The 24,844-nt window shown below is 66.6% G+C and carries 16 protein-coding genes; 9 read left to right on the top strand and 7 right to left on the bottom strand.

Going from position 1 to position 24,844, the window contains the following annotated elements:
* Window positions 1-221: 221 nt before the first annotated feature.
* On the top strand, window positions 222-4,427 hold the full coding sequence (locus tag CMC5_RS09615) for a metallophosphoesterase (RefSeq protein ID WP_169796492.1): 4,206 nt from the start codon (window positions 222-224) through the stop codon (window positions 4,425-4,427).
* Window positions 4,428-4,469: 42 nt separating this feature from the next.
* Here the strand turns inward: CMC5_RS09615 and CMC5_RS09610 are convergent, their stop codons facing one another.
* Entirely contained in the window at window positions 4,470-5,315 is an 846-nt protein-coding gene (locus CMC5_RS09610) for a mechanosensitive ion channel family protein (protein WP_050430114.1), read from the bottom strand.
* Between the two features lie 12 nt (window positions 5,316-5,327).
* Window positions 5,328-8,111, bottom strand: a complete 2,784-nt coding sequence (locus CMC5_RS09605) for a hypothetical protein (protein ID WP_050430113.1) — start codon at window positions 8,109-8,111, stop codon at window positions 5,328-5,330.
* A gap of 1,316 nt (window positions 8,112-9,427) precedes the next feature.
* On the opposite strand from CMC5_RS09605, the gene CMC5_RS09600 reads away from it, so the two are divergent.
* Together CMC5_RS09600 and CMC5_RS42260 are read left to right on the top strand one after the other, a co-directional pair.
* Window positions 9,428-9,838 (top strand): hypothetical protein, encoded by a 411-nt coding sequence (locus CMC5_RS09600; protein ID WP_050430112.1) that lies wholly within the window; start codon window positions 9,428-9,430, stop codon window positions 9,836-9,838.
* Window positions 9,839-9,850: 12 nt separating this feature from the next.
* Window positions 9,851-11,824 (top strand): sigma-54-dependent Fis family transcriptional regulator, encoded by a 1,974-nt coding sequence (locus CMC5_RS42260; protein ID WP_082362351.1) that lies wholly within the window; start codon window positions 9,851-9,853, stop codon window positions 11,822-11,824.
* Window positions 11,825-11,922: 98 nt separating this feature from the next.
* Here the strand turns inward: CMC5_RS42260 and CMC5_RS09580 are convergent, their stop codons facing one another.
* Both CMC5_RS09580 and CMC5_RS09575 read right to left on the bottom strand, forming a co-directional pair.
* Window positions 11,923-13,224, bottom strand: a complete 1,302-nt coding sequence (locus CMC5_RS09580) for a Kelch repeat-containing protein (protein ID WP_050430108.1) — start codon at window positions 13,222-13,224, stop codon at window positions 11,923-11,925.
* Between the two features lie 80 nt (window positions 13,225-13,304).
* Window positions 13,305-13,592, bottom strand: coding sequence for a hypothetical protein (locus tag CMC5_RS09575; protein WP_156338396.1), 288 nt, complete (start codon window positions 13,590-13,592; stop codon window positions 13,305-13,307).
* 302 nt (window positions 13,593-13,894) lie between these two features.
* Here CMC5_RS09575 and CMC5_RS09570 point away from each other — a divergent pair, with 302 nt between their 5' ends.
* The 4 genes from CMC5_RS09570 (at window position 13,895) to CMC5_RS44170 (ending at window position 17,144) form a co-directional block, all read left to right on the top strand.
* A complete protein-coding gene (locus CMC5_RS09570; RefSeq protein WP_050430106.1) occupies window positions 13,895-15,070 on the top strand; it encodes a hypothetical protein in 1,176 nt (391 codons plus the stop codon).
* A gap of 73 nt (window positions 15,071-15,143) precedes the next feature.
* A complete protein-coding gene (locus CMC5_RS09565) occupies window positions 15,144-15,734 on the top strand; it encodes a hypothetical protein (protein ID WP_050430105.1) in 591 nt (196 codons plus the stop codon).
* Window positions 15,735-15,758: 24 nt separating this feature from the next.
* Complete coding sequence (locus tag CMC5_RS09560) at window positions 15,759-16,349, top strand: hypothetical protein (RefSeq protein ID WP_050430104.1); 591 nt, start codon at window positions 15,759-15,761, stop codon at window positions 16,347-16,349.
* Between the two features lie 204 nt (window positions 16,350-16,553).
* Window positions 16,554-17,144: a hypothetical protein gene (locus tag CMC5_RS44170; protein ID WP_156338395.1), complete on the top strand. Its 591-nt coding sequence runs from the start codon at window positions 16,554-16,556 to the stop codon at window positions 17,142-17,144.
* Between the two features lie 60 nt (window positions 17,145-17,204).
* On the opposite strand, the gene CMC5_RS09555 is transcribed toward CMC5_RS44170, so the two are convergent.
* A complete protein-coding gene (locus CMC5_RS09555; RefSeq protein WP_050430103.1) occupies window positions 17,205-17,579 on the bottom strand; it encodes a hypothetical protein in 375 nt (124 codons plus the stop codon).
* Between the two features lie 27 nt (window positions 17,580-17,606).
* Window positions 17,607-18,815, bottom strand: coding sequence for a glycosyltransferase (locus CMC5_RS09550; protein ID WP_063796248.1), 1,209 nt, complete (start codon window positions 18,813-18,815; stop codon window positions 17,607-17,609).
* A 161-nt stretch (window positions 18,816-18,976) separates the two neighbouring features.
* On the opposite strand from CMC5_RS09550, the gene CMC5_RS09545 reads away from it, so the two are divergent.
* Window positions 18,977-21,472 carry a hypothetical protein gene (locus CMC5_RS09545; protein WP_050430102.1) on the top strand — a complete coding sequence of 832 codons (2,496 nt, stop codon included), beginning with the start codon at window positions 18,977-18,979 and terminating at the stop codon, window positions 21,470-21,472.
* A 568-nt stretch (window positions 21,473-22,040) separates the two neighbouring features.
* A complete protein-coding gene (locus CMC5_RS42255; RefSeq protein ID WP_156338394.1) occupies window positions 22,041-22,619 on the top strand; it encodes a chymotrypsin family serine protease in 579 nt (192 codons plus the stop codon).
* A gap of 375 nt (window positions 22,620-22,994) precedes the next feature.
* Here CMC5_RS42255 and CMC5_RS09535 read toward each other — a convergent pair whose 3' ends face one another.
* Window positions 22,995-24,209 (bottom strand): vWA domain-containing protein, encoded by a 1,215-nt coding sequence (locus CMC5_RS09535; protein WP_169796491.1) that lies wholly within the window; start codon window positions 24,207-24,209, stop codon window positions 22,995-22,997.
* Window positions 24,210-24,844 lie beyond the last annotated feature (635 nt).

Here is a 24,844-nt window from a genome sequence, read left to right as displayed (position 1 = left end):
CGACAGGTTCCCGACGCGATGAGCCCGGGCCTCCCGGCCGTTGACGCTCATCGGGCAGGCCATGCAATGTGGAGAATCACCGGGGGTTGGTCTGCATGCACGAGGAGAAGCCGACGAAGTCTGGGGAGACGGCCGTCGCAGGAGAACCCTCCGCGGAACCATCGTCTGCCATCGATGTCCCCTCGGTGGTTCCCGACCTCCTGACAGCGCGCCAGGCGCCCATGCGGTCGCCCGAGGTCCCTCCTGACGCTCTGCGGACCTTCACCACCGACTACCGCGAACGCGTGACGGACCGCCATGCGCACGTGCGGCTGCTGGGCCTCCCCCCCGAACTCCTGCACGAGCGGGACCTTCGAGGCATCCAGCTCGATCACCTCTTCGTCCCCTTGCGCTTCGTCCACGAGAGCGGACATCTCGGTCACCGGAGCCTCGACGAGCTGCTCAGCACGCACCGCAGCGTCGTCGTGCTCGGCGATCCAGGCATGGGCAAGACCACCCTGCTTCTTTACCTGAGCCTGGTCTGCGCAGGCCTCATCCCGCTGACCCGGCCAGCGCTGGAGCCGCGGGTTCCGCTCTTCATCTCGCTCCGCGAACTCACGATGGCCCGCACCGACACCCCCGACCTGCGCTTCATCGACCATCTCGCCCGGAGCGCCAGGGCGGACCTGTCGCTCCCGGGTGCACACGACATGCACTTCGACGCCATGCTCCGGCTCGGGCAGGCCATCGTGCTGCTCGACGGGCTCGACGAGGTGGGCAGCACCGCCGCCCGCGACCGCCTCGCGCAGGACATCCGCGCTTTCCAGACCGAGTATCCCCGCGCCCCCATCTGGGTGACCTCGCGCATCCACGGCTACACGCCCGACATCGCGCTCCCTTCGAACCGCTTCGAGCACGTACGCATCGCCTCGCTCCAGGACGACCAGATCGAGGACTTCCTCGCGCGCTGGTACGGCATCCAGATCCCCGACTCCCCCGGCCAGCGCACCGAGCAACGAGAGTCACTGCGCCGCGCCATCTTTCGTACGCCCGGCGTGCGCCGCCTCGCGGGCAACCCGCTCTTGCTCACGGTGATCGCCTTCATCCACCAGGTGGTCGGCGACCTCCCGCAGGATCGCGGCCGGCTTTACGAGCAGTGCATCGAGATGCTGCTCCGGAGCTGGCTCGACGCCAAGCGCGGCCCCGCCGACCACGCCGAGCGACACCCCTTCGAGCACCTGCGCCTGCACCAGGATCGGCAGAAGGACTACCTGGCCCACCTGGCCCTCCACATCCAGAGCCACCCCTGGAAGGCCCGCACCAGGCTGCGCGACGACGCGTCTCGGGGACTCATCGACCGCGACGAGGCGCTGGAGTGCCTCGCCCAGCGCCACCTCGCGAGCAGCCAGCGCGCTCGACCCCACCTCGATCTCGCGGACGCACGCGACGAGATGAGGCAGTTCCTCGACTTCATCGGCGACCGCGCCGGGCTGCTGCTCGAACGTGGGGGCGGCAAGCTCTCGTTCCTCCACCTCTCCTTTCAGGAGTACCTCGCCGCCTGGGCCTTCACCTGCGCTCCTCTGGAGCACGACAACCCCGCCTTCTTCGTGAAGCACCTCGGCGACCCGGCCTGGGAGGAGGTGCTGCTCCTCCGGCTGTACGTGGTGCAACGACGACCTGGCGGCGGAGGGGACACCGCCTTCGACACCATCGTCTCTGCCCTCTTCCGGTCGCTGGAGAAAACAGACGCCGCCGAAGGCTGGCTGACGCTCACCCGCGCGCTGCGCGACGACCTCGAGTTCACGGCGAGGGACTGCCGCCAGATCCTCGACCGCGCCGTCACCTTCTGGACCGCGAATCCCGCCTTCTTCGGCGCCTGGTTCACCGCCCTGGAGGAGGTGAAGCTCTTCTCCGACGTCGGCGCGAAGACCCTCGCCGAGGTGCTGGCCGACAAGCAACGAGAGGCCCCGGCCACCGACGCGGTGGCTTGCCTCCACCTGGAGATGAAGCTCTGGGGCCTCACGACGCAGGCCGTGGACCGCATCCGAGCGAACCGCCACCTTCCCGAGCTGCTGCCCCACCTCGCGGTGCTGCTCGACGAGCCGGAGCTTGCGCCTCTCCTCTCCGAAGGGGTGACGGACGACGTCTGGGCGGCCGTCTTCGCCGCGCTGAACGGCCCCGCCCTGTACCGTCTGACGCTCGCCTGGGCGACTGGCGCGAGGCCGTCCCCGGCCCCAGCGGCCGTACGGGCGGCCATCGTCTGGATGCTGAGCAAGGTGGGGGACGAAGCGGCGTCGCGGCTGAACTTCGCTGCGACGCATCCCGACAGCGGGCTGCTCCAGTACTTCTCTCAGGCAACCGGCCTGCACACGCTCCACCGCCTCTGCAAGGTGACGGTACCTCTCGCCGGAGGCGTCTCGATGGAACCCCCACCTGGCTGGACCCCACGCCGACCGCTCGACACGACGGTCCACTGCGCCCTTCTCGGCGCCGCGCGTCTCGTGACGCGCCTTCAGAACACCGACACCGTCGAACAGGCGGCTGCGCGCTTTCTCGCAGGCTGGGGTGTGACCCGTGTTCTCCACGCGCCTGCCGAGAACTCCCCGCCGACCTCGGCGACCCACGACCTCGCCCACCGCTTCGTCCGCCACTTCACCCACGAGTTCAGCGGATCGATCGGCAAGCTCTGCCAGCTCTACGAAAACCAGGCAACCGTCGATTCTTTCGGCACTCAACTCCTTGCGGAGTTCGGGCGCCATGTCGGTCGTCACGTCGGCCCTGCCTGGAGCGACGAACTCGACGTCTCCCCAGCAGCGCCGGCCCCCTTCCGCCCGTTCTCCTTGCCCAGGATCTGGCTCCTTCCGGACATGGGTGACGGCGTTCTCCACGCACACCTCGAAAGCCAGTCCTCCCTTCCGCTGCTCTTCTCTTCTCTCGGGCAGCTCGCTGCCTGTCAGCACCTGGTCTGCTTCGTCCGCTACCAGGCCGCTCGCCGATCCGACGCGCTCAGCGTCGATGAGACGACCGACTCCTGGTTGCGCCACCATCCCCTCGACGCGCAGCTCGTCGCCTGGTCCTGGCAGCAGCACGCGGAGGATCTCCAGCGCCATCGAGGGAGCCTCCGCGGCCTCGAAGGTGCCCTGGCCCTCGCCCATGCGCAGTACGCGCACCTCATGACGGGCCTCAGGCTGGACGGTGAAGGCTCCCCCTGGCGACGGCTCCTCGACGGCCGAGAACCTGGCCTCGAAGACCTCCTGGACCTGCGGCGCCACGAACGCGTGCCCTCCGAAGCCTCCCCCTCCAGCAGCGCAACTGCCTCCAGCAGCGCAACTGTCTCCACCCGCACGACCACCCCGACGTCACACCCTGCGCCGGAGCCTCTTCCGAGCCCCCCCACCTTGAGAACCGAAAGAGAGCCGCTGCTCACCTGGCTGCACGTCTCCGATGTGCACTTCGGACACCCCACGGCCGCGCATCGCGCAGATCAGAAGCTGGTTCTGGCCAAGCTGAAGGCAGATGCCGCAACCTTCCGGGAGCTGGGGCTGCCGCGCATCGACGCCATCTTCGTGACCGGCGACATCGCCTGGAGCGCGCAGCCCGAGCAGTACGCACGCGCCAAGGACTGGCTGCAGGACCTGGCAGGAGCCGTCCGGCTGGACCTCCGCCACGTCTTCGCGGTGCCTGGAAACCACGATGTCGATCGCCAGGTCGACCGGGACCGCGCAACCCGGCGGCTTCTCACGAGCCTTCGTGAGGGCTCGGAATCTCTCGACGAGGCGCTCGACGAGGCCCAGGAGCGTGAACAGCTCACGCAGCGCCAGAGCGCCTACTTCGCGTTCGCCCGCGACCTTTCGCCGGCTTGCCTGGGCGCTCCGACCCCGGCGTCCTCCCGCCTCTGGTGGCACACGCCGCTGGAAGGGCGGGACGGCCTGAGGGTGCGCCTGATCGGCCTGAACTCCGCCCTGCTCGCTGCCGACAATCAGGATCAGGGCAAGCTCCGCATGGGCAGGCGACAGCTCGCGGAGACCCTGGCGGAGCCACCGTCAGAGGCCGACGAACTCCTCGTCGTGCTCTCTCATCACCCTGCAACCGCCGGATGGCTCGCGGACCAGCGGGATGTCGACCGCGAGCTGCGGAGCGTCGCCCACCTCCACCTCGCCGGGCATGTTCACGAACACGACAGCGAGGGGCTCTGGGCAGGAGGCGGCAACGGCATCGTGCGCGTCGTTGCCGGCGCCACGCACGGCGATCCCGCACGAGGCGACGCGAATGCCGAGCACGGGTACTCGTTCGGCGCCCTCGTCGATGGCGCGGACGGCTTTCTCCGGGCACGGATCTACCCCCGCCGCTTCTCCGACAAGAACCGAGACTTCAGGGCCGACACCGAGAACGTGCCGAAGGGGCAATCGTACGCAGAACACACGATTCCCAGACTGCGCTGGCGATAGCGCCAGGCCGCCCCCCCGGACGGCTCGGAGACGACAGGGACTTCAGCTCGGCGACAGCACCGAATCCGGCGCCTTCGCGGGCCACGCGGGGCCGGCGAGCATGATCTTCCGCTCGCGGAAGGCGGCGAGCACGCGCTCGGTCAGCGCGCCCTCGTATTCCTGCTTGTACTTCATGTCGAGGATGCTCGCCTCGGCCTCCAGGCGCACCGCAGCGCCGAACGGGAACATCACCTGCTCCATCCGCACGCTCCACTGCTGCCCGAGGAACACGTAGCGGTTGCTGGTGATGCACTCCTCCACCACGCGCTTGACGAGATCCAGGTCTTGCTCGGGCGAGACCCAGAACTCGCGCTTCACCACCATGTCGAGGCGCCCCTGGTTCGCGGACGCCACCACCTCGGTGAGGAACTTGTTGTTCGGGATCGTCACCAGCAGATCGTCCTCGGTCAGCAGACGCACCGAGCGCAGGCCGATCGCCTTGATCTCACCGAAGTGATCCTCGAACTGCACCCGGTCGCCCACCTGGAACGGCCGGTCGATGATCAACGTCAGGCCGGCGAGGATCGACGACGCCAGGTCCTTCAGCGCGAAGCCGATGGTGACGGCGATGGTGCCGGTCAGGGCGAGGACCACCTCCTTGGAGAGGTTCAGCGAGGTGCCGATCGCGGCGACGATGCCGCCGATGTACATCCCGAACCGGAGCAGGGTCGCGATCTGGTGGAGCAGGAGGCGCCGGTGCACGAACCGGCTGCCGGTGCGCTCCAGCGCGGAGGTGGCCACCCGGACGAGGAACCAGGTGATGAGCAGGATCACGAGCCCGGTGATCACGCCACCGGCCTGGATGGTCTCGATCAGCTTCGCGCTGCCTTCGATGTCTTCGGCTTCCATGGGCGTGTCTCGTCAGGGCTGGATGAGGTGCTTGCGCAGGAGAAAGCTGGTGACGGCGCTCTGCCACGGGGTGGTGACCCGGTGGCGACCGCCGTGATCGTCGACGACACCCAGCTCCAGGAGCTTGGCGAGGGCGTCCTCGCAAGGGAGGCGCGGGAAGGAGAGCGAGAGCGACGCCTCCTGCGGGGTCAGGCTGTCGTGCCACACCACGCTGGCGAGCACGAACCGCTCGACCTCGCCCAGGTCCTCCAGCGTGTCCTCGCTGGGCCCGCGGAAGAGCTTCACCCGCAGGCGGCGTTCCCCGGCGACCTGGAGCGAGCGCAGCCAGTAGTGGAGCGCGACGCGCGGGCACCCCTGCGCGTAGTCCCAGATGAGGCGGCGGAAGTCCCGCTCGGTGCCGGCCGCCTGGGCTGCGGGATCCGGGTCCTCGTCGTCCGTCATCAGGTCGTCGAACGACAGCTCGTAGCCGCTCGCGCGGACGCGCCCGCCGAGCAGCTCGCCGAGCTTCTCCTCGGGCCACGGCTCCAGCTCCACCACCGCCCGGAAGACGGGGATCTCACCGCGGGCGAAGAGCACGAAGCGGTGCGGGTGCTCGGCCAGCGCGCAGAGCCAGAACATGCTCGGCGCCGAGTACTCGACGATGTCGAGGAACGCCTCCCAGGCGCCCCAGGTGTCGAGGCCGCGCAGGAAGAGGTGTTCCAGATCGTCGAGGATGAGCAGCCGACGCGGCTGCTTGCGGAGCCACGCCGCGAGCGCGTGCGGGTCGGCGAGCGCTTCCGGTGGTGCCGCCAGCGCGGCGCCCAGCGTGGAGACCACGGCCTCCGGCGTGAGCATCCGCTGCTTGAGCGCGATGCGCTGGCTGGGGATGTCCCCCGCCGCGCGCTCCGCCGCGCGCAGCCAGCTCGTCTTGCCCGAGCCCGCGCCGCCCACGAGCAGGAGCGAGCCGATCCGCGGGCTGTCCTTCCACGCCGCGAGCAGCTCCTCGAAGCGGTCCAGGTCCGGGTAGTAGTCGAGGCCCTTCGCCGGATCCTCGATGGGGACCTCGGGTAGATCCGCGAGCAGCTCGGCGGGCAGATCCGGGTCGTCCGACAGCGACGCATCGTTCCCGTTCGCCCCGAGGCGCTTCTCCAGGCGCCGCCGGAAGAGGAACGCGAGCAACCGGTGCGACTGCTCGAAACCGAGCAGGAAGCTCCGGAGCCAGCGCCCCAGCGCCGCGAGCGCCAGCGAGAGGAACGCGATGAGCGCGACGAAGAAGCCGTACCACTTGTGCCGTGTCGCGCGCACCGCGCTGGCGAGCGCGCCGGTGTCGTGGCGGCGCAGGTAGGCGTCACAGATGTCGTCGCGGAAGCGACGCATCAGGACCCAGATCACCACCAGCGTACCCAGCGAGGCGATGCGCCCCACCGCGTGGTGGAGGTAGCCCGGCCCGGCCACGAACTGGACGATCATCCGAACGAAGGCGACGAAGAGCGCGTACCTGCCGACGGTGCGCACCGCGCTGAGGATCTTGCCACCGAGCGGCGGCCCGAACAGCGTGGAGGGCGAGCCCGCGCGCGCCGCGACGAGCCGCTCCAGCGCCACGATCACGATCCGGTAGACCGCGTACCAGACCAGGAGATCGTAGATCAGCGCCACCGCATGCAGGTGCATGACGGTGGGGCCGAGCGCCCAGTGGAAGCCCCAGAGCAGGAACAGGAAGAGCAGCGGCCCGGAGAGCACCGAGACCACGCCGTGGACCCGCTCGACCACGCGCTGGAGGCGCGGCCTGCGGACGGCGCGGAGGAGGATGCTGCGGCCGCTGTCGAGGAGGCGCTGGCGCTTCGAGGCGGCCAGCGCAGCCAGCACCAGCACGACCAGCACGAGGCCACCGCGCACCGAGAGGGCGGCGATGTTGAACGGGTCGCCGAACGCCTCGAACAGCTCGCCGCGAAGGGCATCCCGGCGCGCGAACGACCAGCGCGCCCGCGTCTCGATGTGCCACACCTCGGCGCGGAGCTGCTCCAGGCCCGCCCGGTCGACGCCGAGCGCCGCGTCGCGGCCCGTGTGGGTGAGCCGGTGGAGGAGCAGCACGCGCGTGGCGTCGAGCGTCTCCTCGTCCGCGAGCACCTCCACCGCCCAGGCGGGCGTCGGGGCGTCCGCCGACGTCGCCGCGTTCGCGTCCGCGATCGCCCGCTCCACCAGGGGGCGCAGCGCGCTCAGCTCGGTCATGACGCGCTGGAGGAGGGCGTCGGCGGCCTCGTTGCCGTGCGCGACGTCCTTGGCCTCTTGAGCGAGCGCCTCGACCCGGGTGCGCCGCTCCTGCGCGGCGGCCTCGTCGACCGGGGCCGCAGAGTCGGCCGGGGCCGCAGGGTCGGCCGGCGGGCTGGTCTCCGCAGTGGACGCGGGGTCGGCGGCAGCAGGGTCCACCGTGGGCGCCGGCTCGACGGCCTTGGCGGGCGCCGGCTCGACGGCCCTGACCGCCTCGACGACGGGCTCCGGTGAGGCCGCAGGCGGCGCGACGACCGGGACCGGCTCGGCAGTCCGAGCCGCCTCGACGGCCGGGACCGGCTCGGCGGTCCGGGCAGCCTCGACGGTCGGGACCGGCGCAGGCGTGGGCGCAGCCGGGGGCGGCGTGGCAGCAGGCGACGGCGGTGTGCCCTGCGCGGCCGCGGCGGCCGTGCCCGCACCAGCGGGATCGGCATCCTGCGCCGCCGCTTTCGGGATGCCCCAGCCTGCCGAGGCACAAAGGAACGACGCGAGAGCAAAGACCACCGTCACGAAGGCGCGTGGCTCTCGCCACCCCGCGCCTCGGCGCATTCTCTGAAGACGTTTCATCGGATGAGTTGCGGGATGAGCGGACTGCGCTCGACGTCCATCCTACGCGCATAGAGGATCTTCCCGCTGATTTCGAGATGGTTGATACGCCGACGTGTCCTCGTCCCGACGTCCATCACACACGCAGCGCCCAGGCAGCGCCCACGCAGCGCCTACGTCGTCGCCGGACCCGAGCCGCCGCCCAGCCTCTCGATGCCACGCGCCCGGCGTCCGAGACGCCCAGCCTCTCGACGCGACGCGCCCGGCGTCCGAGACGCCCTGACCTCGACGAAAAGCTCGTCACAGCGGTCCCCCGCATGAGGCCGCCACAACATGAATGGGGCACGCCGTTACTCGTGAAGCGGATCGCAAGCAAACCAAGGAGGTGGCTGGCCGCCGCGCCCTAACGCAAGAGCGGTCCAGCCAGGGTTCCATGTCAACCCATCGAGACGGAAAAGGTGCCGACGCAGCGATAGGGCTAGTTTTTGGAGACGCTTCGGCCCGTGAGCGCGAGCATGCCTGCACGGCAGCGTGGCATGAAGTGCAATGCTGCCCGCCACAAGCATCTATCTCCTTCTAGACCGTTGACGAAGGCGTCATGCCAACCAGGCGAAGCAGGCGCGACCTCGTAGCTACCGAAGCCGTCGAGCATCACGACAACCCCTTCCGCACAGTGCACTTCGATGTCTTTTCACCGGAGCAGTTCTTGCGGTGGTAGCCGTACTGCACCTCCCTGGATATGTCAGGCCCAGCTCTGCTACGCGCGCGATCGGTCGGATTGGAGCCTCAGTGGAGCGTGAGCTGGGGGCAGAGCACACGGCTCACGCCACAACGGCGCACCACAGTCACGAGATCCTTGTGCACGTCGCCGCCTCACGCGGCGCTGCGCGAGCGAGGTCCAACGAGGTGCCCGACATGCCCGCAGCAACCCGGTAGTTTCAAAAGGTCGCCCTGACCTCCCGACTCACACGCCACGTTATCCTCCCCAACATCGGACGCTCACCAACCCGAGTGCGCCCACAAGGAACCAAGCAGGCACCGGGAGCGTGATGACTGGACGAAGCCTCCAGCTTGCCGGCAACCGCTTATCCACCGCGTTCGCGGAGACGTTTCCGCATGTTCCCTGGAACTCCCTGGAAGCTTCCCGGGAACTGTCCAAGAGCAGCTTGAGAAGGGCAGTGATTGGCGGTTCTCCGATCGTGACACCACTCACATAAACAGCGTCATTATTAGTGATTTCAAACAGTTAAACAAGTGGCATGCGGCATGCAGTGAAGCGGGAAGGGCGCACTGATGCGTCCTTCGAAAAGGAAAGCTCCATGCACACGTCCTCCATCATTCTCTCTGACGGCCAACTGCTCTTTGCTCTTCAGCAGCGGCAGGCATTCGCGCTGAGAGGCTTGCAGAACCTCGTGACATTTCGCCGGGTCATGCATGAACTCGTAGATACTGCCGGCATTCGGTTCGCGTTCGACCCCGAGACGGATCCGCGTCTCCGCGACTTCTTCCTGGCCGGCGGCCTCGGTGCTGCTGAAGGAGCGGCGCTGGGCGGGTTTATCGGGCTCGCGGTAGAAGCACTCGTCGACGTGCCGAAGTTCGGGGGCGTCGCTGCCCTTCTCGGTGCACTGATCGGTGGGCTCGCAGGGGTGAACCGTGTCCAGGTAGGATGGCGCGTGCGCGCCACCCTAGCCCTCGACCAGACCCCCGAGGTCCTCGTACAGCCGCTCTGACCAAAGGACAGCATGATCCTGATCGACGAGAGACTGCCCAAAGAGCCGCTTCATAGCGAGGTGGTTCTTCACGTGCGACGGCACCTCCGACGTAGCCTGCGGGCCGGTCGAGGCACCGCTGGGGATCTCGCCCTACTCTTCGGTCTCTCGTCCGACGAAGAAAAGCGCCTCAAACTCCGCCGTGCGCTCGACTCGGCATCGAAGATCGAAGCAGCGGCGGAGCTCATCGCCAATGCCAGAACAGCAAAACCATCCGTCATTTCCCTCGGCCATGATGACGAGCACCTCGACCGCTGCCGAGCCTGGCTCCGGCTGCGCAAGGCGGAGGAGCGCGCATTCGATGGCATCGTCGCGACCGATCTGGAGATGCTGCTCGAACTCTCCAAGGCACGCGACTACGCGACGGGCAATACACCTGAGGTGCCTGCAGGGCTTGCGATTCCCATTCTGATCGAGGGCGAGACGGGCACGGGAAAGGAGCTGGTAGCGCGCGCGATACACGACATCTGGGTTCGAGAGCAGGAAAACAAAGGTGGTTTCCACGTCGTGCAGGTGTCGGGGCTGCCGCCAGACCTCATCAACGACGAACTCTTCGGTCACGTGCGGGGTGCATACACAGGTGCTCAAAGCGAAAGACCCGGCCGGCTGGAGGAGGCTGATCACGGCACGCTGCTCATCGATGAGATCGGCGACCTGCCGCTCGCCGCGCAGGTGCGACTGCTTCGATTCCTGCAGGATCAAAAGCTGTCGCGCGTCGGAGAAAATCGGGAGAGACAAATTCAAGTTCGGATTCTTGCGGCCACCTGGCACACCCTAGACGAGGATATCGCGCGCGGTGCTTTCCGTCGCGACCTTCTCCACCGCATTCGCGTCGGTTGGCTACGACTGCCCCCTCTTCGAAAGAGACGCGGCGTATTCACGGACGTGATCCCTGAACTCCTTCACAAGCTGGGCCAAAAGGCCTTGCCCCCCATCACACGCAGCGCCACCGAAGCTCTCTCACTCCACCAGTGGCCCGGCAATCTGCGTGAACTCGTGGGAGTCCTGCGCCTCGCGTTGAGCAGCGCCGGCGGCAGCACGGTTCGGCTCGAAGACCTCCCTCCTCATCTCCAGCGCCCTTATCTCGAGCAGCCGCTTTTCAAGCGGGCACCAGGCTTCCTCTGCGACGAAGCCGACGGACAGGGATTGACTGCGGAACTGGCTTCCTGGCGGGTGAAGGAGGTGGCCCGCAGTCTGGACGCGTTGGAAGCTCCAGAGGCAGCAGCTGACATTGCAGGCCTTCACAACTTCTTCGCGACTATTCCTGACGCTTCCGAAGATCACAAGACTGTGGTTCAGCACCTTCAGCACCACCAGGAGCTAACCCGCGAACAGGGGCGGCTCACCGCCATCGAAACTGAATGGCGACAAATCCGTTCAGCACCTCAGCTCCCTGACGAAGTCGTTCGCGCCCTCGTCGAGGCACAACAGAAGGCTCTCACCAAACGCGAAGCGGTCGACCTCGAACTCATCGAGCTGTCGAGGAGCACACACCTCATAGAGAGCCCTTGGTTCAAGTTGCTCAGTGAGATTCGTGAGATCCCCGTGTTCGCGCAGCAAGATCTCATGCGGATCCTCCAAGGATTCATTCCCATGGTCACGCTTGCCGTCTCGGTCTTTCCGGACCTTATCGAAAAGGTGAGGTCGTTCTCAAGCAAAGGCAGCATTCTGGAACAGATGCGCAAAGCCCTGGGGCAGACGCAACCCTCGTTTGATGAAGCGGACAGTGCGACTGAGTTGCAGGAGGAGGGGACGACTAACGAAAGTGCCGACCAAGACGCCCTACCAACTAAACCCCGCGATTATTCGCGTGAGCATTGGGAGGTAGTCTTGAGCCATTTCCGATCCAAGTCCTCGGCAGCTAGATTCCTGAAGATGGATCAGAAGACCATCACGTCACACCTCCGACGGCTCGACATCGAGGAACGTTGGACCGGCAATAACTAAACCGCAAATTCACTCTTAATGGGGCTCTATGTGACCCTGAACTTTACCTGCGCTTCAGACACGGCAAGGAAGTTCGACAGATTTCGAGGCTGGCAGGTTCAGGGCCGGTAGATCGCGCCGTCGGTCAGCCAGTCGCTGTCCGCGTCGAGGCCGCCGTAGAAGATCGCCTCGCAGCCCGTCCAGACGACGGACGCAGCCCTCCGGGCCCCCAGCACGTGACCACCAGGGATCGTGGACCAGGTCTCTGCGGCGAGATCGTACGCCACCCCGTTGTCGAACGGTCCCCAGGGTCCCTCGTCGCCACCGATGCCACCCAGCACCCAGAGGCGCCCTGCGCCCACCCAGACCGAGGGCTGATAGCGCAGCCCGGAGCTGCCGAGGGGCGACGTCTCCAGCGAAGGGATCTTGGTCCAGGCATCCGTGGCGGCGTCGTAGACGCCTCCGTCGACGCGATCGAAGGGCATGCAGTGGGAGCATGGTCCCTCGTTGCCTCCCCAGAAGATGGCCGCGCTCCCCGAGGGACCCCCGACGAAGGTCCGCGCGCTGGCGCGTGGTGCCAGGGGCAAGGTCGCGGTGGGCGACGCGATCGAGGTCCAGGCATCGGTCGCCGGATCGTAGGCCGCGCCGTCGCCGAGGGGCAGCAGCTCCCCTTCCGCGCCGCCGTACACGATCATCGCCGCGCCGTTCCAGATCGCACCGTGGAACCCGCGCCCGGAGAGCGATGACGGAGCGAGCACGCGCCACGTGCCTGTGGCCGGGTCGTAGGCCGCGCCGCCGTCGTACGTGATGTAAGGCTCGTCGACGGTGTTCGGCTCCTCCACGCCGCCCCAGACGAGCAGCTCGTGGGTCGTGGTGGACCAGACCGCGCTGTGACCGCGGAAGTCGAGCAGCGGCGCTGGCGGCAAGGTCTCCCAGGTGTCCGTGGCCGGGTGGTAGGCGAACCAGCGCTGGGCGTTGGTGTCGTTGTCCACGCCCTTCACGAACAGCGCGTCACCCGACCAGGCCCACGCGCCGACGAGGCGGGACCCGACGCTGGCCATCGGGCGCCAGGAGTCCGTGGCCGGGGCGTACACCGCGCCCCCGACGCCCGTGTGGACGAGAAGCTCGCTCCCCGTCCAGGCGTAGATCGCGTCCTGACGGTCCAGCCAGCGCGTGAGCCCGGCCGAGGCCGAGCTGGAGAGGCTCCGCCAGCCCGAGGGGATCGACGGGTCACAGTCCCCAGGTGGCTCGGGAGGAGGGTCGTCCTCCGGGTCGAGGGGAGGCTCGTGGCCAGGGTCCGTGGGGCCAGTGTCCGGCACCTCGGGCGGTGAGGGGGGCGAGGGATCGGCTTTGACGATGACGCAGCCGAGCGACAGCCCGGCAATCAGCAAGGGGCAGAGCGACCGAATGGCGTGTGACATGGGCACCTCCTGAGCGATGGCAGGGTCTGCGCGAGGCGCTGTCGGCCTCGTGGCTCATGCTAAGGGCGACGTACCGACGCTCACAAGGAGAAGCCCCGGACCGCGAGGAGGCCTGCGACGTCGTCACCCCGGGTCACCCCGGCGTCCCCGCCCATGCCGATGGCGTCCCCGCTCCTGGCGATCGCGCCATCCCCGGTCATGCGGGCGTCGTCGCCAGGCACGCCCACGGTTTCACGGTCCACGTCCTCGTGAGCCGGAGAGACGACCTCGATGTCCCCGATCTCGAACGCGATTCCTGGGATCCTGACGTCGGTGTCTCCGTCTCCGTCCCCGTCCTCGCGGACCACGGTCTCGGCATCGAGGTTCACGACAGCGGCTCGCACCGCAACGGCACCGACGTGCTCCCAGCCGTGATCGTGATGCCCCCAGCCGTGGTCGTGATGCCTCCATCACGACCACGTGACCGCCTCCCACGACCTCGACCTCTCTGGAGACCCCCTCGGCATCCCGTCGCGCCGTGCACGTCGAGGGTCGAAAAATCTGCCTGGACGACTTGACGGATGGCGACGTCGTGGTCACCTCGTAAGCGTGCGCCGGTCGCCCGGTCGGCGCGCGCGATGACCTAACCGACCCCCCGCTGCGGGGGTCCCTCCCGATCAGCGAGGTCTCCGTGGCGATCCGTCCTGCCGTCCCGTATTGCGGCCCCTTATCCATCGACCTCCAGCAGTTCGAGGGGGTGCTCGTCGACCACAACAAGGGTGCGCTCCGAGGCATGCGCCGGGAGCAGGAAGGGTTCGCCGAGGTCGAGACCGAGCTTGCGCGCGCCGTGCCCTTGCTGGGAGACGCGCTCGGCGTCGCCGCGCCGGTCCACATGCGCATCACGACGAGAACGGCGCTGCTCGAGGAGCTGCGCAAGGCGAAGCACCACGTGGACAAGCTCGCCGAGGTGCTGGCCGAGACCGAGGCGGCGCTGGAGAACGAGCGGGAGACGGACATCGGGCTCATCGCGTCGATGGCGCGGCTCGTGGCGCGTCGAAAGGATCCGTCGGTCCTCGCGCTGTTCGAGCATACCATCCGTTACAACAGCCAGATCTCGCTGCGCGGCGCGAACACGCGGCGCAAGCGGGCCGCAGAGGCAGCCGCTGCGGCGCTGGCGAGAGAGGCGCCGAGGGTCGCGGGAGGCGAGGCAGAGACGGATGGGAGGCCGCAGGCGGAGGCTGAGGAGAGCCGCGCCGAGGTGTTGGGGCGTGAGCGGTTCAGGGGGGAGAAGCTCGATGCGAGGAAGGTCGAAGCCGCAGCGAGCGGAGCGGCAAAGGTCGACGTCGAGACGAGTGAAGTGAAGAGACCCGTCATGGCTGCGGAGGATGCGGCCGGAGACGAAACCTGGACGAGTGAGACGAAGAGGTCCGCTGCGGCTGCGAAGGATGCGGCCGGAGGCGAACCCTGGGCGAGTGAGACGAAGAGGCCAGAAACTGCGAAGGAGTCAGCGAAGGGTGAAGCTGGCCCGGGCGACGCCGCGAGGCTCCCAGCCGAGGTGAGCTTCGCCGAGCCGAGCGACACCGAAGAGGTTGGATCCGAGCCGAGAGACGCAGACGCGATCGGCACGAGACCAGGTGCCGATCAGCACCTCGGGGTCGATGTGCGCCACGGTGACGCAGCCACTTCCAGGCGGCGTCTTCGACTTCCTCCGAACACCCGGGGAGAAATCCTCGCCGCGCTGGGGAGGTTGACGCCGGAGGCACTGATCGAGCTCGCCATGCGGGCGAACATGGATGCGGAGCGAGGGCAGCAGACGCCGCCCGATCGAGGCGGTCTGCCACCGGATACGGTGGTGCCGCCAGATTGACCCCGGAGAGCCGCACCGACGGGATTGATGCGCGCTGGTGCTCGATGCGTGTTCGCTGAAGCGTGGGAGAGTCATGGACGCGCCGTTTCTAGACTTTTCGTTCTACGTGGGTGCCGGCGGGGTGAGGCCTGCCATCGAGGCGCTGGTCCCCGGACTTCCGCTGGGGGCTCTCCCCGAGCAAATCCATCGACCAGGCCTGATCGGACTGATGGAGGGCGCGGAGGTCCTCCAGATTTGCGATGAGCACGTCGTGCTCCGCACCGAAGGCGATGTCTTTTGCAACCACCTTCCCGACAACCGGTCACGGCGCAAGCGGCTCGGGCGTCGCGTGTACGAGCGGTTCGTGGAGGTCGCCGACACGATCCGCTGCTTCTATGGGGCCATTCTGGTGGAGTACCCCCTGGAGACCCCCGAACAGATTCGGCGGGATCCGAGGAGCTTGGCATTCCGCGACTTCTTCGTGAGCGAGGAGTCACTCGACGCTGCGATGGTGCGCGATGTCGTCGCGCTGGCAGGCGAGGAGGCCTTCGTCGAGATGCGAAGGCGTGGCGTCCACGTCTGGATGATCGATGAGCTCAACCCGATCCACCGCCACCTCGATGAACTCGACTGGCACCAACGATCTTCGCGAATCGCCCAGGTCCTCGGCAATGCGCTGCCGTGATGGGCTCGTCGAGATGAGGCACCGATGCACGCGCCGTTTCTGGAGTTCTCGTTCTACGTGGGCGCGGCAGGGGAGAGGCCCGCCGTCGAGGCGCTGGTGCCCAACGTGCCTCCAGGGGAGCTACCGGAGAAGCTCTATGCCCCCAAGCTGATCGGGGTGATGAAGGGACCAGAGATCCTCGCGGTGTACGATCGCCTCGTCGTGCTGCGCACGAAGGGGGAGGCCTTCTGTTTTCCGTCGTGCGAGGAGAAGGTGCAGCCCAGACGACTCGGGCGCATCGTCTACAAGCGGTTCGTGGAGATCGTCGACACGATCTCCTGCTATTACGGCGCCATTCTGGTGGAATACTCCCTGGAGACCCCCGAGGAGCTCCAGCGGGACCCGAGGAGCCTTGCCTTCCGCGACTTCTTCGTGAGCGAGGAGGTGCTCGGGTCGAGGACGGTGCAACAGATCATCGCGCTGGCAGGCGACGATGCGTATGTCGAGCAGCGAAGACGCGGCGTGTACATCTCGATGAACAAGGAACTCAACCCGCGCCATCGCCAGGTCGCGCAGCTCGACCAGCAAGAACGATCGATGAGGATCGCCATGGTCCTCGGGAAGGCGCTGCCGTGATGGCTCGTCGGAAGCACGGCGCTGACGTGCCGGGGCTGCCGCCCATTTCATCCATGTCGAGGTGAGACACCGATGGACGCTCCCTTTCTAGATTTCTCGTTCTATGTAGGCGCTACGGGTGTGAGACCTGCCGTAGAAGCGCTCGTCCCAAGCGTCCCTCCAGGGGCGCACGCATTCTCTCATTGCTGAAGAGATGAGACACCCATGGACGCTCCCTTTCTAGATTTTTCATTCTACGTAGGCACTGCAGGTGTGAGGCCCGCCGTAGAGGCGCTTGTCCCCAATGTCCCTACGGGGGCACTACCAGAAGAACTTTATGTGCCCAATTTGATTGGGTTGATCAAAAAACCAGAAATGCTCAAGACTCGCGAGCGCAGCATCGTACTGCGCACTGAAGGCGACATCTTCTGCGTTTCAGAACAAGAGACGACCCCAAGAGTCAGGCGACTTGGACGACGTGTATACGAACGCTTCGTAGACATAGCAGACAGAATATCCTGCATCTATGGTGCTATTCTGATAGAGTATCCACTGGAAGAACCCGACAAACTCCGAAAGAGGTCAAGAAGCTTGGCCTTTCGCGACTTCTTTCTGAGTGAGGCATCGATTGATGCCCAGACGATCCAAAGAGTTGTCGCACTAGCGGGTGATGGTGCTTTCGTCGAAAGACGAAAACATGGCGTCTACATCTCGATGACCATGGATTTCAATCCGAGGCATCGACACATCGAGCGGCTCGAAAGCCAAAAGCGGTCGGATCGAATCGCCGTTGTCCTTGGAGGGGCGCTACCATAATGTGCGGGCTGGGCGATGCGTCGCTAGGGTGCCCGTGACCCGGGCATGGGTGGTGCTTGGTCAGGCCTGGTCGTCGAGGAGCCAGACGCGGGCGGCAAGGTCGGTGGGGAAGCGGCGGGTGATGCGGTCGGCGCCGCTCTCGCGGGCGATGCGGGTGAGCTGGAGGGAGAGGACTTCGCTGTCGGCGACCTCGGCGATCTTCGTGGCGCCGCAGTCGAGGGCGTGCTCCTGGCGGCGGCGGAGGATCTCGGCGATCTGGGGGGCGACGGGCTTGAGGCCGCGGAAGTCGGCGTTGATGCGGATGTTGCGGCCCTGGAGGCAGGTCAGCGCGTCGCCGAATTCAGTGTCGAAGCGGCGCATCTCGTCGAGCTCGATGCGGCCCCAGAGGGTGCAGAGCACGAGCGCACGGATGCGGTCGACCTTGATCAGGAACACGCGCTGACCCCTCCAGGCGGCATCGGGCTAGCGAGAGCGGTAGGCCACGATGGCCTGTTCGTAGATGCCAGCGTACTGGGTGAGGAGGGTCTGCCAGTGGCGCTCGCGGAGGATCCAGGCGCGGGCGTTGCGGCCGATGGTGGCGAGGTGGTCCGGGTCCTTGAGGACGGCGACGCAGCGGCGGGCGAGGTCGTGGACGTCGCCGGCGCGGAAGGTGAAGCCGGTCTCGCCTTCGCGGACGAGCTCGCCCATGGCGGGGACGTCGCTGACGATGACGGGGCGCTCCATCGACATGGCTTCGAGGGGCTTGAGGGGGGTGGTGATCTCGGTGGTGCGGGTGCGGATGCGCGGGTAGGCCATGAGGCTGGCGATGGAATAGAGGTCGTAGACCTGGTCGTGCGGGACGCGGCCGGTGAAGGTGACGAGGTTGCCGAGGCCGCGGTCGCGGGTGAAGGCCTTGAGCTGTTCTTCCTGGCCGCCTGCGCCGGTGATGACGAGGTGGGCGTCGGGGATGTCGCGGGAGATCTCGCCGATGGCTTCGATGAGGAGTTCGAGGCCCTCGTAGGGCTGGAACGTGCCGATGTAGCCGATGATGCGCTTGCCCTGAAGGCCGTAGCGCTCGCGGGTGGCTTCGGAGTCGGGGCGCGGGACGAACTTGTCGGAGTCGGCGCCGTTGGCGACGACGTGGAGGGCTTGCGGGTCGCGGACGCGGGGGGCGAGGACGTTGCGGAGGGCCTCGCAGATGGTGATGGTGGCGTCGGCGCGCTTGAAGACGACGTCCTCGGCGCCGGCGGTGGCGCGGTACGGGAGGGAGTCTTCCTTGAACTTGCCGCGATCGACGGAGGCGTTCTCCCAGAGGTCGCGGACTTCGTAGACGAACGGGAGGTGGTAGCGGCGCGCGGCGTAGAGGGCCGGGAGGCCGACGAGCATGGGGGAGTGGGCGTGGATGATGTCGGGCTGCCACTCCTCGATGGCGGTCTCGATGCGGCGCTCGAGGGCGGTCATGAGGCGGGCTTCGCGCACGAGCGGGGGGTTTTTGCCCTGGAGGGGCTGGGTGCGGAAGTGCGGGATGCCGCTCACGACGTCGAGGGGCGCGTCCTGGCCGATCTGCTGGGCAGAGGTGACGACGGCGGGTTGCATGCCCTGGTCGCGCTGGGAGCGAAGGATGTAGTCGCTGCGGATGGTGTAGCCAGCGATGTACGGGAGCGAGGTATGCAGGACGTGGAGCACGCGCACGGTCGATCACCTTCCTTCCAGGGCGGCACGAGGCTGCCACCGCGGGGGGCGCGACGGTACAGCACGTGGCGCGCGGCGTCATCCGTGGCCCCAGGGGTCGAGGGGGGGTAACCTCTCACCTTTGGCACCTTTGGCCCTTCTCCCCCCCAAGGAGTTCGCCCGTGCGTGTTCGAGCCTCGTTCGTTTCCGTCGTCGCCGCGCTGACCAGCTTCGCTTCCCTGGCCTGTGAGCCGAGGGTGACCCCAGGGCCCCCCGGGTCGGCCAACGGGCCGGCGTCGGCCGAAGGGGTGCAGTCGACGAAGGGTGGGGTGAAGACGGCAGCAGCCCCGCCGGTGGTGCCGCCTCCGGTGTTCGAGGCGCCACCTGCGCCGCCGACGACGCCGGTGACGACGCACCCGCGGCTGTGGATCCGGGCCGAGGAGCTGCCGCGGCTGCGGGCGCGGGCGGTGGAGTCGAACCCGATCTACCGGGACCTGATGAGCGTGGTCGCAGAGGCGAAGCTCGGGATGGATCGTGGGAAGATCCCGTCGGAGGGGGACTGCACGTACGAGCGGGTGTTCTGCGAGTCGTACGCGGAGCTGTTCGCGTTCATGGCGCTGGTGGCGCCGGTGGAGGCAGAGCGGAAGGACTACGCGGCGCGGGCGAAGAAGATCCTGCTGACGATCGTGGACCGGGTGATCGCGGCTGCCGACAAGGATCCGCTGGCGCGGCGGGGGTTCTCGACGACGGACCGGTCGCGCTGGGCGGGGGAGTCGTTCGGGCTGACGGCAGACTGGATCTATCCGTACCTGAGCGCGGAGGAGAAGGCGCGGGTGCGGCGGGTGTTCCTGAAGTGGGCGGACGATCAGCTCAACTCGTCGACGACGAGCTTCGACCACCCGACGCCGATCGGGAAGCTGAACGATCCGGTGATCTTGCAGGGGAGGCCGAACGAGGGGCTGAAGAAGCCGCGGTACGCGGCGAACAACTTCTACACGGCGCACATGCGCAACCTGACGCTGCTGTCGCTGGCGTTCGATCCGGCGGATGATCCGCCGGACCACACGGGGCAGTATCCGCGGCTGCGGGACTACTTCGCGAACGTGGCGGGGGCGTGGCTGTACGCGACCGATCATCTGCTGCGGAACGATGCGCGCGGGGGTTCGCCGCCCGAGGGGTTCCAGTACGGGCCGGCGACGCTGGCGTACGTGAGTCAGACGTTGCTGGCGATCCAGACGGCGGGAGAGGCAGACCCGGCGCGGTGGGGGCAGCAGGTGCACCTGGATGGGAACCCGTTCTGGAGCGAGGTGATCCCGGCGTACGTGCACAGTCTGAGTCCAGCGCCGGTGCAGGGGAGCGCGGGGCCGACGTACCTGGCGTCGTGGACGGGGGACGGGGAGCGGTACGAGCTGTGGGATCACATCGATCCGTTCACGGCCCTGGCGCTTCACGCGCAGAACAGCGGGAACGCGGCGCGGTTGAATGCGCTGCGGTGGCTGGTGACGCACACGGGGCCAGGGGGGGAGGCGGGGATCTCACGGCGGGCGCGGTCGCGGTTCGGGGAGGTCTACAAGCGGCACACGATCAACTACTTCCTGCTGATGGATCCGGCGGTGACGCCGAAGGATCCGCGGCCGGAGATGCCGCTGGAGCACTACGGGTCGGGGCGAGGGCAGATCTTCGCGCGGACGGGGTGGGATCCGAACGCGGCGTGGCTGACGTACCAGGTGGGCTGGGCGCAGATCGATCACCAGCACGGGGACGGGCTGGCGTTCACGTTCTGGCGCGGGGGGGAGTGGCTGACGAAGGAGCGGGTGGGCTACGGGGCGTTCTTCGTGGGGTCGGATCAGCACAACACGCTGGCGATCGAGAACGACCGGAACCGGCGGCACGATGAGCCGTTCCGCGGGGGGCTGTGGCGGCGAGGGTCACAGTGGGGGCTGGTGCACACGGAGGATCCGAAGCTGCTCGCGAAGAGCTTCGGGAGGGACTACGTGTACACGCTGGGGGACGCGACGGCGCTGTACAACTCGACGTACGAGAAGATCGACGATGTGCAGCACGCGAGTCGGTCGCTGGTGTGGCTGAAGCCGGATCACCTGGTGATGTACGACCGGGCGAAGACGGGGAAGGAGGGGCGCTTCAAGCGGTACTTCCTGCACACGCCGACGATGCCGGCGGTGGCCGGGAACCTGTCGACGGTGACGACGGCGAAGGGGCAGAAGCTGTACGTGAGCACGCTGCTGCCGGAGCAGGCGGCGATCAAAGCGTTCGAGTACAAGGAAGACCCGAAGAACTGGGAGACGAAGGCGGCGCAGCAGGAGCCGATGAAGTTCACGCTGCAGGTGGAGCCGAAGGCGATGCCGCTGGATGCGCGGTTCCTGCATGTGCTGCAGGGGGCGAGCGGTGGTGCGGCGGTGGACGCGACGGCGGTGGTGAAGTCGAAGGGGGGAACGCCGTTCGCCGGGGCAGTGGTGAAGGAGACGGTGGTGATGTTCCCGGTGGATGTCGGGGAGGTGGCGGAGGTGCGCTACGGGGTGCCGGCGAGCGTGAAGCGGCACGTGGTGACGGGGCTGGTGCCCGGGGGGAAGTACGCGGTGGCGAAGCAGGGGGGAGAGGTGACCGTGAAGCCCGGGGGGGATGCGGTGGCGGATGAGGGCGGGGTGCTGGTGTTCTGAGGTCGAGTTCAAATGACTTGGCCGGCAGGAGGGTCTTTGAATTCGTGGTTATCACCCCACGACTTCTGGCTCTTCAGCTTCGAGCGTCCTCAGCAGACAGAGTTATTCGGCGGACACGGAAGTCTGGTACGCTGAGCAGATGAAACTTGCCAGCGTCCGTTCGCTCAAGAGCGAATTACTCTCTGAGAATTTCCGCATAGGCCGCGCTGCCCATAAGCTCGCGAGACAAGAGCTTAACGAGGTCGGAGCCTTACTTTCAGCCCCTCGACCAAAACCTGCGTTCGCACTCGGTGTCGCGCCCAGCAAGATACGTGGCGCTGGGTACTTACTCGCCGTTCGCCTCTTTGATCGCTCATCCGAAACGAAGCACTGGGCCGAACGGGCAGTGGAGGCGTCAAGAGGCGAGGCCGATGTTCAGTACGTAGGCAGTGTCCGAGCGCCTAGACCTCTAACCACACGAAGCGCGTTCCGGACGGCTACCCGGCCGATTGTTCCAGGGCTCTCGGTCGGGCATCATCGTGTCAGCGCAGGGACCATTGGCGGATTTGTAACAAGACCGGATGGCTACGTGTACATTCTCTCGAATAACCACGTTCTAGCCGACACCAATCGAGGCAAGCGTGACGACGCTGTTCTACAACCAGGCCGCCTGGATGGCGGACGGCAGGCCCATCAGATCGGCTGGCTGCGTTACTCCCAAAGGCTAGAGGCGCGGAACAACCAAGTGGATGCCGCCTTGGCATCGCTGGATAGCGAGATTGACTACGACATCACGTACAGCGGTTACAATCTGGAGGGCGTGAACGATGAGGTCGAACTCGGAATGTACGCATGGAAAGTTGGACGTACCACTGGCCTTACGGAGGGGTTCGTAAGTGCATTCGACGTCGACAACGTAATCGTCAATTATTCAGACCATGACGACGAACCGAACAATCTCTCTTTCGATGGTCAAATCGAAATCAAGTCGCAGCCGCAAACAACGCTTTTCTTCAGTAAAGGGGGAGATTCCGGATCACTGATCTTGGATGAATATGATCACGCGATTGGGTTGCTCTTCGCGGGATCAGACCGAACGGGCATCACCTATGCAAACCCGATTCAAACGGTTCTTGACAGCTTTAACGCGGAACTCCTTCTCACTTAGGAACACGCGCCCGAATCGTTCCTACTGAATCCAATATAACTGGAACTCCATTCACCAAGGATGGAACGACTGCCCGCACCTCCTCGCTGAGCGTCGCGACGTTCACCTTGATGCAGTACTCGCCTGCTTCTCCTGAGATCCCGATACCGTGCAACCATGAAGGTTGACCGAGTTGCTCTTTCAAAACTGCCTTGGCTTGTCGCGCCGCACCTACACTAGCCATGGCTAAATGTTAGCATGCAACCAAAGCCACGTCAGGCACGCCTTCGTAGCGCAGGCTCCTACGCTTAACACGCAGCTCCATGCCTTAATAAAGCTTCCTTTTACCGCCGCGCATGGATCCTTGCGCAGCAGATGACGCACGGCTCACGATGATCACTGAATCACTTCCACCGTTCCGCAGGGGAAGGTGATCTTGATGGACTGGGCGTCCTCCTGGACGCGGCGGCATGCGTTGCCGACCAGCTCCAGCTCGGAGGCGTTGTTGAGGCGCCAGCCGTCGGGATCGTTGTAGGTGAGCCGCTCGCCGTCGAGGAGGACTTCTCCCTGGGCGGGGTCGTCGGTGGTGACGACGCCGTCGAGGGTGAAGACGCAGGCACGGACGCCACCGATGATCTGCTTGAAGGCGTCGATCAAGGAGGTCTGGTTGAGGGCCTGGTAGTAGGGGGCGCTGGCCTGGCCGTTCTGGATGCCAGCGCCGGCGTTGGCCATGTCCTGGAGGTGATTGAGGGCCACGTCGGGGCCGACGCTGAGGACCACGGTCTTGATGCCTTCGCCATGAGCGCGCCGGGCAGCGGCGATGGCTTCGGGTTCGCCATTCTGCGGGTTGGGGACGGCGCAGGTGTCGGGCATGCCGTCCGTGGCGAGGAGGATCATCCGGGGGCCTGCTTCGTCGACGGTCTTCAGGTAGTCGACGATCTTGTCGATGCTCTCTCCGGTCGGCGTCTCGTCGTCGGGGCGGGCGTTCTGGTAGCGCTGTCGGATCGACTCGTAGTTGCCGAGGGCAGCGTCGACCTGGGTGATCATGGGGCAGGTGCCGCCCTGGAAGCCGTCACGGCTCGTGTAGAGGGCGAGGCCGAAGCGGATCTCGTCGGAGAGGGTGGAGACGACGCCGTTCTGGGTGTTCATCAGGGCGTCGTAGAGCACGTTCCAGCGGCTGCCATCGCCGCCGAAGTTGTCGTTCATGCTCCCCGACTGGTCGATGAGGAGCATGACGGTGGGCGTCACCTGACCGAAGGTGACGTTGACGCTGGGGCAGTGATCGCCAGGGCCACCTGGATCTCCGAAGCCCGAGCCACCGAGGTCGTCACCGCAGCGGCCGCGAGGGCTGCAGGTGATCCCTGCCTGGCATTCGCTTCCTCCCTCCGTGCATTCGGCAGTGCAAGCGCCGGCGCTGCAATGGAGCCCGGCCGCACACCCATTGTCATCGAGGCAGGACTTGCCGCACTCCGCCGCGAAGGTCGTCTCGCAAGGCGAGGCAGCAATCTCCGAGGTGCAGCCCTGGACCGTGCTGGCGAGGACCGCTCCCATGGAGAGCAGGCCGAGGAAGCCGGAACAGGCATGGCGGAGAAACTTCGAGCAGCGGTTCATGGCAGCAAGCTCCAGGGAGGAAGTGAAGCGACCGCGCGCCGCATTGCAGGAGGCAGGCCACGCAGCAAAGCAGCCTGCCGCCGCACGACTGCCACACGAATTCAGCACGTTCCCTCGCACGCCGACCCAATCGAAGCCCACGCAGCTGGATTCGAGCTTATCCAGGAGGTGGATCACCGATGCACCACCCCCATCCACGCGCGCACGACGACACCACCGTATTGCTCCAGCCCCGACCGACGAGCCTGTCCTCCCTCGAGGACCCATTGCTGACGGCCCGACCGTCGCTCATCGATCTCGGACGCCTCTGAACCAACAAGCGCCGGAAGCCGCCGATGAAGGGCTGGTCATCGAAAGCCGCCATCCAACACGCAGACGTACCTGCATCGAGGCATCCCCTCTTGTCTCCGCAGTCCCACGCCTGCCCTCACCAGACCGATCTCGGTCCTCCCCAAGCAGCCCCCAACCACGCCAAGCAGCCCCCAACCACGGCCAGCAATCCCCAACCACGGCGTGGAGAGCCTCTCCGACGCGGACACGGGCGGGCGCCAGAGCACCGAACCGCGCGCCATCCGCCCCCCCGTCCCCCCCACGCCCCATGCGGCCGCCACAGGGCGGCTCTCCATACCCTCCCA

Source organism: Chondromyces crocatus (genome assembly GCF_001189295.1).
Lineage (GTDB): Bacteria > Myxococcota_A > Polyangia > Polyangiales > Polyangiaceae > Chondromyces > Chondromyces crocatus.
Note: the sequence above shows the minus strand (reverse complement) of the source record. Positions and strands in the feature narration are given on the sequence as shown.

Excerpts from the sequence above, each read along its gene's own strand:
- CMC5_RS09615 (WP_169796492.1), top strand. The coding sequence starts at position 222 with ATGCGGTCGCCCGAGGTCCCTCCTGACGCTCTGCGGACCTTCACCACC.
- CMC5_RS09610 (WP_050430114.1), bottom strand. The coding sequence starts at position 5,315 with ATGGAAGCCGAAGACATCGAAGGCAGCGCGAAGCTGATCGAGACCATC.
- CMC5_RS09605 (WP_050430113.1), bottom strand. The coding sequence starts at position 8,111 with ATGCGCCGAGGCGCGGGGTGGCGAGAGCCACGCGCCTTCGTGACGGTG.
- CMC5_RS09600 (WP_050430112.1), top strand. The coding sequence starts at position 9,428 with ATGCACACGTCCTCCATCATTCTCTCTGACGGCCAACTGCTCTTTGCT.
- CMC5_RS42260 (WP_082362351.1), top strand. The coding sequence starts at position 9,851 with ATGATCCTGATCGACGAGAGACTGCCCAAAGAGCCGCTTCATAGCGAG.
- CMC5_RS09580 (WP_050430108.1), bottom strand. The coding sequence starts at position 13,224 with ATGTCACACGCCATTCGGTCGCTCTGCCCCTTGCTGATTGCCGGGCTG.
- CMC5_RS09565 (WP_050430105.1), top strand. The coding sequence starts at position 15,144 with ATGGACGCGCCGTTTCTAGACTTTTCGTTCTACGTGGGTGCCGGCGGG.
- CMC5_RS09560 (WP_050430104.1), top strand. The coding sequence starts at position 15,759 with ATGCACGCGCCGTTTCTGGAGTTCTCGTTCTACGTGGGCGCGGCAGGG.
- CMC5_RS44170 (WP_156338395.1), top strand. The coding sequence starts at position 16,554 with ATGGACGCTCCCTTTCTAGATTTTTCATTCTACGTAGGCACTGCAGGT.
- CMC5_RS09535 (WP_169796491.1), bottom strand. The coding sequence starts at position 24,209 with ATGAACCGCTGCTCGAAGTTTCTCCGCCATGCCTGTTCCGGCTTCCTC.